Source organism: Pseudogemmobacter lacusdianii (genome assembly GCF_030848395.1).
Lineage (GTDB): Bacteria > Pseudomonadota > Alphaproteobacteria > Rhodobacterales > Rhodobacteraceae > Pseudogemmobacter > Pseudogemmobacter lacusdianii.
This window is the reverse complement of the sequence record NZ_JAVDBT010000007.1, coordinates 206,737-213,745: the sequence shown is the minus strand read 5'-3', so window position 1 is coordinate 213,745 and position 7,009 is coordinate 206,737. Positions and strand designations below refer to the sequence as shown.

5 protein-coding genes and 1 pseudogene are annotated in these 7,009 nt (G+C 59.6%); 4 read left to right on the top strand and 2 right to left on the bottom strand.

Annotated features, from left to right (window positions below):
* Nucleotides 1-411: 411 nt before the first annotated feature.
* A pseudogene (locus tag Q9295_RS09445) lies at nucleotides 412-883 on the top strand (DDE-type integrase/transposase/recombinase); the annotation flags it as partial.
* Between the two features lie 79 nt (nucleotides 884-962).
* Here the strand turns inward: Q9295_RS09445 and Q9295_RS09440 are convergent.
* The gene (locus Q9295_RS09440; protein WP_306680300.1) at nucleotides 963-2,570 is read right to left on the bottom strand and encodes a phosphoethanolamine transferase; all 1,608 of its coding nucleotides are present in this window, start codon (nucleotides 2,568-2,570) and stop codon (nucleotides 963-965) included.
* Between the two features lie 134 nt (nucleotides 2,571-2,704).
* Here Q9295_RS09440 and Q9295_RS09435 point away from each other — a divergent pair, with 134 nt between their 5' ends.
* Nucleotides 2,705-3,358: a response regulator transcription factor gene (locus tag Q9295_RS09435; protein ID WP_306680298.1), complete on the top strand. Its 654-nt coding sequence runs from the start codon at nucleotides 2,705-2,707 to the stop codon at nucleotides 3,356-3,358.
* Nucleotides 3,355-4,611 carry a histidine kinase dimerization/phospho-acceptor domain-containing protein gene (locus Q9295_RS09430; RefSeq protein WP_306680297.1) on the top strand — a complete coding sequence of 419 codons (1,257 nt, stop codon included), beginning with the start codon at nucleotides 3,355-3,357 and terminating at the stop codon, nucleotides 4,609-4,611. The genes Q9295_RS09435 and Q9295_RS09430 overlap by 4 nt, the downstream gene beginning before the upstream one ends.
* Nucleotides 4,612-4,663: 52 nt before the next feature.
* Here the strand turns inward: Q9295_RS09430 and Q9295_RS09425 are convergent, their stop codons facing one another.
* A complete protein-coding gene (locus Q9295_RS09425) occupies nucleotides 4,664-5,995 on the bottom strand; it encodes an aromatic ring-hydroxylating oxygenase subunit alpha (protein WP_306680295.1) in 1,332 nt (443 codons plus the stop codon).
* Nucleotides 5,996-6,109: 114 nt separating this feature from the next.
* Here Q9295_RS09425 and Q9295_RS09420 point away from each other — a divergent pair, with 114 nt between their 5' ends.
* Nucleotides 6,110-7,003, top strand: a complete 894-nt coding sequence (locus Q9295_RS09420; protein ID WP_306680294.1) for a LysR family transcriptional regulator — start codon at nucleotides 6,110-6,112, stop codon at nucleotides 7,001-7,003.
* Nucleotides 7,004-7,009 lie beyond the last annotated feature (6 nt).

The following is a 7,009-nucleotide window of genomic DNA, read 5'->3' as shown; positions in this document are numbered from 1 at the left end:
CCGTCGTCGCCCTCGCCGCAACCGTCATCTTCTGGCTATGACACAAGAACGAGTCCTGACCCTAGACTGGAGACAGGATGTATGACTTGTACGATGGTTTTGTCGCAGGGCTGTTGCGGGGTGGGACGCGCAACCATCCTGCAACTGAATGAAAACAATGACTTAGCTGTCGCAGGTATAGGCTGCTTCCCGCCCCCGCAACCAAAAAAACACAGACAGAGCAAAGCAAACTCAAATAAGACGCATAATGGCGTTCTGTGAAGGCAGATCAATGCCGTCAGGGCGCCGTCGCGCAAAACAACATGCTGGGCTTCCTAACCTCCCAGTAGTGCGATCGATCAAACCACGGATGACGTCTCGCGTCGCAACTCAAGTGGTTGGATCAGTAAGGCGGCGCGTTCCCATAGCTCGATCATTGACCTCTCTTCCTGTCGCGTGATTGGTTGGTCGATGCAAAGTAAGCTGACATCGGATATCGTTCTACAGGCCCTGCTCATGACTGTCTGGCGGCGCAAGCCGAAGGGAAAGGTGCTGATCCACTCCGATCAAGGCAGCAAGTTCACCAGCATGGATTAGGCTGTGTTCCTGCGCGCTCATAATCTAGAGCGCTTCTTGAGCCGCCGAGGCAACGGTCATGGTCGAGCCACGGGCGCCATTGATTCAAGCCCAATGGCGTGGGCGCTTGCCGAGAAGTTCTTCAACCTGCTCAAGCGTGAACGGATCAGGCGCAGGACCTACCGTACGCGCCAAGAGGCGAGGCAGGTCAGACGCGTTCAATCATATTAACATGTTCTATAATCCATAGCGCAGGCATCCGAGGAGTGGGAAGCTGTCACCCCCCGGCTTAGAACGGCAACAGATGATAAGATGCGAAGGCGTCTAAGCAACTCGAGGCCAGTCAAACGGCCATCTGACAGAGGCCTGAAACATGCTTCTCCTGCGCAATCCATGGGACTTTGCCCCTAGCAGCCATTGGTCAGGTCAAGGTTCGGATCACGGACGCGTGTGTCGACGTTCAGCAGGCCGAGCACGGTGGAGAAGAGGTTGTCATGGCTAATGGGCTGTGCAGCTCCTTGGCTGAGGCAGCTTCGGTCGAGCTTAAACGTGGAGGTGAAGCGAGCCGAAAGCCATAGGACGAAGGGCACATTGATTTGCTCTGGCGGCGCCATGAAAGCGGGGGCCGCGTGCAGATAAAGGCCATTCTCGCCCAAGGATTCTCCGTGGTCTGAGACAAAGACCAGCGCCGGGATGACACGGTCTTGTGCTTCAAGGATATCGATCGATTGCGCGATCACATGATCGGTTTCTCGGATCGAGTTGTCATAGGCGTTGACGATTTCCTCTGCTGTGCAGTCGGAAAACTGTGTGCTCTGGCAATCTGGGAGAAAGGCGGCCCGCTCCCGCGGGTAACGCCGAGAATAGGCAGGGCCGTGGCTGCCGATCATATGCAGAACCAGCACCGTATCGGTGGTAATTTCCTTAGCGGTTTTACGGATAATCGGCAGAAAAACCTCATCCGTGCATTCTTCCGCGCAGGCGGCAGGAGCGATCTCGCGGTCGATCCTGCTCCAGCCGATACGTTTGGCGACGGTCTGATCGCCGGTGTTGTTGTCGTACCATTTCACTTCCAATCCGGCATGGCTAAGCACATCGAGCAAATTTTCACGAGAAAGCGCCTCGCTGCGCGAATAACCAGACTTGCCAAGGCCCGAGAACATGCAGTGCACTGAAACGGCGGTTGAGGTGCCGCAGGAGGTCGCAGCGCTGAAGCCAATCACATCGCGCTTCGAAAGTTCCGGCGTGGTGTCGCGAGCATAGCCGTTCAGACCGAAGTTCTGGGCCCTTGCGGTTTCGCCCACAAACAAGACCAAAAGCACCGGCTTGGTCGCAGCCGCCAGGTAAGGGCCGGGGGCAGCATCCGTGCCATAGGCATGCACCACCGGATCGGCGGCCTTCCATTGCTCGCTGGCAAAATGCCAAGTCGCGGCCAGGCTTGCGCCGGGCTGATAGGCGCCCATCACATCATGGCGCTCGCGCAGCAAAGCTGAATAGTCCTTGTAATGGCTGAAGAGCGCCGCTGCCATCAGGGCAAAGCTCGCCATGACTCCCAGCGGCCAGCGCCACAGCTGGTGGAGCGGGGCAACGCGACGCATCTTCGGCCAGAACACCAATAGCGCGGGCAGAACCCCAATCAGTAAAAGCGTTACGATCATCCGGGGCGTGATCAGTTGACCGGATTCTGTCGGTGTGGTCTCAAAGATATTGCGCACCATTTCCCGATCGATGAGCACACCAAAGTCGCGCTCAAAATAGCTGGCACCGGCGGCGATCAGGATCAGCAGAGCCGCGATGGGTCGTTGCAGGCGTCCCGGTCCCAGCAGCTCTAAAAGCAGCATTGTCAGTGCAAAGACACCAAGGCCAAAAATGATCGCTCGACTGTCGCCGTCGGGGAATTGCGCGTGCAGCCGGTTCCAGAACCCGTGGTTCAGCGCCAGAAGGATGTAGCCCGCAACAATAAGGTTAAGAAGAGTATGGGAGAGGCGAGGGCGCCAAAGCGAGGGGAAGTTCATCTAAAGGTCTTATGCTTGCGCGATCCGATGCGTCGCCTTACGCCCCTAAACCGCCAAGCTTACAGCAAGCTTGCAAAATGGAGAGGGACAGCATTTCTCTCGCCAGCCATGACGACTGGGAGTATGCAGGCGGTATGCGCCTTCTCCTTGTTGAAGACAGCGATGATCTGGCCCGCGCCGTCCTGCGCTATCTGCGCGGTCAGGGGCATGCGGTGGATCATGTTGGCGATGCTGCCGGGGCCGAGGCCGCAATGGCCGTGGGCGGTTACGCTTGTGTCATCCTTGACCTTGGGCTGCCGGACGGCTCGGGCTTGGCGCTGCTGCGAGAGGCAAGGGGGCTAAAAGATCGCACGCCGGTGATCATCGCCACAGCGCTCGACCAGATCAGTGACCGGATCGCCGGGCTTGATGCTGGGGCTGATGATTATGTGGTGAAGCCCTATAACCTCGAGGAATTGGCTGCCCGCATCCGCGCCCATGCCCGCCGGGGACAAGGGGTGCCGGAAAGCCGGTTGCGTGTTGCTGATATCGAGGTGGACCGAGCCGCCGGAAGGCTTTGGCGAGACGGCGACGAGATCCGGCTGACCTCGCGTGAATGGGCGCTTTTTGAAGCGATCTTAGGGGCAAGGGGGCGCGTCGTCAGTAAAGCCGCATTGGAGGATGCGCTCTATGCCTTCGACACGCTGATTGAGGGCAATGCCGTTGAAGTCTATATCTCACGGCTGCGCAAAAAGCTTGGCAATGAGCTGATCGAGACGCGGCGTGGGTTGGGATATGTCTTGCCATGAGACCTGAACCACCCCGAAATCCGCCACGCCCGTGGTCGATCCGAGGGCGATTGACGCGGCGGATCTTGGCGCTGGTGCTTTTGGCTTGGCTTGGATCGATCGCGCTGACCGCCTTGTTTCTTGACCACGAAATCAGCGAGATGATGGATGAAGAGATGCAAGCTGTGGCGGAAACCACGGTGCAATATCTCGACTCCAGCCCCGGTCGGGTGATTGGCCGCAGTGTCGGGATCAATCCGGGTAATGGCGAGCAAGTGCTGCGGATCTTTCCACTTGAAGCCGAAATCCCGGATGCGCCTTGGCCCAAAATTGCGGCGGATGGTTTTCACGACAGCCGAGATTGGCGGGTGCTCAGGGTTACGGCTGAAGATGCGGTGATTGAGATTGGCCACAGTCGCGCCTGGCGACGTGAGGAGATGCTAGAGGCGGCTTCGGGCTTGCTACTGCTGATCCTGCCGATGATGGGGCTGTTGGTCTGGGGGCTTGGACACAGTCTGCGCCACGGCTTTACGCCGCTGGATCGGCTAACTGCGGCGATCCGCAGCCGTGCGGCAGCCGATCTTTCGCCGGTTGCTGATGCTGATTTGCCGGTCGAGCTTGCGCCCTTGGCTGGGGGCCTGAACCTTTATGTAAGCCGCATCGACGCATTGCGGCAGTCAGAACGTAGGTTCATCGCCAATGCCTCGCATGAGTTGCGCACGCCGGTTGCCGCAATCCGGGCCCAGATCGAACTGTCAGCCGATCCCGAGGCTCGCGCTGCTTTGCCGCAACTCGACAGCCTGACTCGGCGGATCGAGCGGCTGCTGCAATTGTCGCGGTCTGAGGCAGGCTTGGGGCTGGGGCGTGGGCCGACAGATCTGCTGCAGATCCTTTGCCTTCTTATACGCGAAGTCAGCGGTCGCTCGTCTGTACCAATCTACTTCGATGATGGCGACTTGGATCGCTTTCCTTTGGCCGCGGACCCGGATGCACTGGCCATTCTGCTGCGAAACCTGCTGGAGAACGCCGTCGAACATGGCAATGGACCGGTCAAGATTCGCCTTTCCGCCCGCGAGCTATGGATCAGCAACCCTGCCGCAAGCGGCTTTGAGGAAGAACAGTTTGCCAAAGGGGCTGGTTCTTCAGGCCTTGGACTGGGGCTGAGCATAGTGCGGGAATTGGCGGAGGCTATGCGGATTGCTGTGCAGCTGCGCTATGAGAATGGGAGGGCAGAGGTGGGTTTGCGCTTCTTAGAAGTGGACGAGGTTCCGTAAGACCTGCAACTGGCCCCGCTCCAAGACGGGCAGGGCCGAGCGCGAGGTTAAATCAGCATGTGCCGTTTGAGCAGGCCGCTTCGGGCGAAGCGAAAAGCTCTGAAGGTGCGGACCATTTTTGTGCGACCTCATAGTGCTCGCCGGTCAGCAGGCTGCGCATTTCCGCCAGATAGGTCTCGACAAAGAAAGCGGTCTGCGATTCCAGCGGCGTATAGGGGCCGGGACGGTAAGAGCGCGAGGCGATGCCATCGGCATTATCCTCGGTGATCTTCTTGTCCTGCACCGTGGTGACATCCCACATCCACGAGATCTTATCGGCCTCGACATCCGCCGGCGCATCTTCGGCCACCAGCCAAGTGATGATGACATCGGTGTCATGCGGGCCGCGCGGGATCATCTGGAACATGGTCAGATAATCATTGGCCGCGCTGATGAAGGACAGCCGCCCAATGCGGAAGCCGCTTTCGCTGCCGTCATATTGCGTGCGCCCGCCCATCAGCTTCGAGACTGGCTGGCCGTCGTCCGACAGGGTCACGCGGCCTTGGCCAATCGGCTTGCGGTGCATGGCAAAGGGCATAGTGGTGAGATTTCCAGCCTCCCAAGCGCCCTTGTTGAACTCGGCATCGCCGATCACGCTGTGCCAAGCATCGATTTCTTCTTGCCATTCTTGCGCGGCTGCCTCGTTGCGCATCGCGGTGACCTTGGTGTGGCCGTTGACGCGGAAATACTCGGGATGCGCCGGGCGGCAATGGTAGCATTCAAGGAAGTTTTCCATGACCAGCTTCCAGTTGGCCTTGGTGGGATAGCTCTTGCGCGCGATGATCCGGGACTTGTCGACGCCGTGCTCTTGCAGCAGGCCGGTCAGCCCTTCGGCGACAGGGGCGAAATCCGGCAGATCGCCTTCGCCCAAGCCGCACAGCACCAGCCCGGCCATGATGCGGACCGGCACTTTGTGCAGGCCCAAAGCTTCCGGATCGACGCCTTCGGGCAGATCGGCGCGGGTCTGCAACTCGCCCGTGAGGCGGAAGCTCCAGGCGTGATAGGGGCAGACCAAGAGCCGGCCTTTGCCATCCTTGGTGCAAAGCTTGGAGCCGCGATGGGTGCAGACGTTGTAATAGGCTGCGATATCTTCGGGGCCCTCGCCGTGGCGCACGATGATGATCTCTTCGTCAAAGAGCGGGCGGATGATGTAGCGGCCCACTTCGGGCATTTCGGTGGCATGGGCCACGATCACCCATTGGCGCGGAAACCAATGCTGGCGCTCCAACTCAAAGATCTCAGGGGCGCGATAAAAGGGCTGCTGCAGCGACCAGTTTTCCTGATGCGCCTCGATCAGGTCGAGAATGGCGCGATGTGGCGTGTCGGAGAGCTGATCTTTTGGCACTTGGGCTGATCCTGAAAGTGGAAATGACTTTGTGTTGGTGATCCCAGTGCCCTAGAGCAAAATCAAACATGAATTTTTGAGATAAGCATCTCATTTTGTGATGGACGGCCCGGCATGAAAACGTTGAAATCCGCCCTTCCGCATCTGAATGCGATGGTCGCCTTTGAGGCGGTTGCCCGGCATCGGGGCCTGACGGCCGCTGCCGGAGAGTTGGCGGTGGCCCAATCGGCGGTCAGCCGGCATATCGCGACCTTGGAAGAGCGGCTTGGCCTGCCACTGCTGCTGCGGCAAGGCAACCGGATCAGCGTTACGGCTGAGGGGGAAGCACTGGCCGCCGCCATCCGAGACGGGCTTGGCCGGATCCGCGAGACGGTGGAGCAATTGACCGCGGCCGAGCAGGACACGCTGACCATCGCCAGCGGCTATGATCTGGTGCAAGCTTGGCTGATGCCGCGGTTTGAGCGGGTGACCGCCCTTGCCGCGCATCGGCGGGTGATGCTGATGACCTCACCCGAGGCAAAGGACTTTGACCGCCCGGATGTGGCGATCTCGATCCGCTTTGGTCAGCCTAGCGATTGGCCGACTTACCATGCGCAGCGCCTGTTTGGTGGCGCATGGTTCCCGGTTTGCGCGCCAAGTTTCCTTGAGCGCTACCCGTTCTTGGCCGATGAAAACCCGACCGACTTCCTGAAGGTGCCGCTTTTGCATTTAGCGTCCCAGCCCGATGCGGTGGACAATTGGCGCGCTTGGACCGGGGCCGAGCGTGAGCTGCCCGGGCCAACCTTCGGCAGCTATATGTCGATGATGCATGAGGCGATTGCCGGACGCGGCGCGGCTTTGGCTTGGGCGGGGTTCAGCGATGAGCAACTGGCTTTGCGTCAGCTTGTGCGGCTCTCGCGCCAGCCGCGCCGTCACAGCAGTGCCTTCTATATTCTGACGCAGAGGACCGCCGATGCCACGGTGCAGGCGGTGGCTTCGGCGCTGCTGGCCAGCGCCAAAGAGGTGTAAACTTGC

Bases quoted from the DNA above. Each gene is read 5' to 3' on its own strand.
- Q9295_RS09440 (WP_306680300.1), bottom strand. From the start codon at position 2,570: ATGAACTTCCCCTCGCTTTGGCGCCCTCGCCTCTCCCATACTCTTCTT.
- Q9295_RS09420 (WP_306680294.1), top strand. From the start codon at position 6,110: ATGAAAACGTTGAAATCCGCCCTTCCGCATCTGAATGCGATGGTCGCC.
- Q9295_RS09435 (WP_306680298.1), top strand. From the start codon at position 2,705: ATGCGCCTTCTCCTTGTTGAAGACAGCGATGATCTGGCCCGCGCCGTC.
- Q9295_RS09430 (WP_306680297.1), top strand. From the start codon at position 3,355: ATGAGACCTGAACCACCCCGAAATCCGCCACGCCCGTGGTCGATCCGA.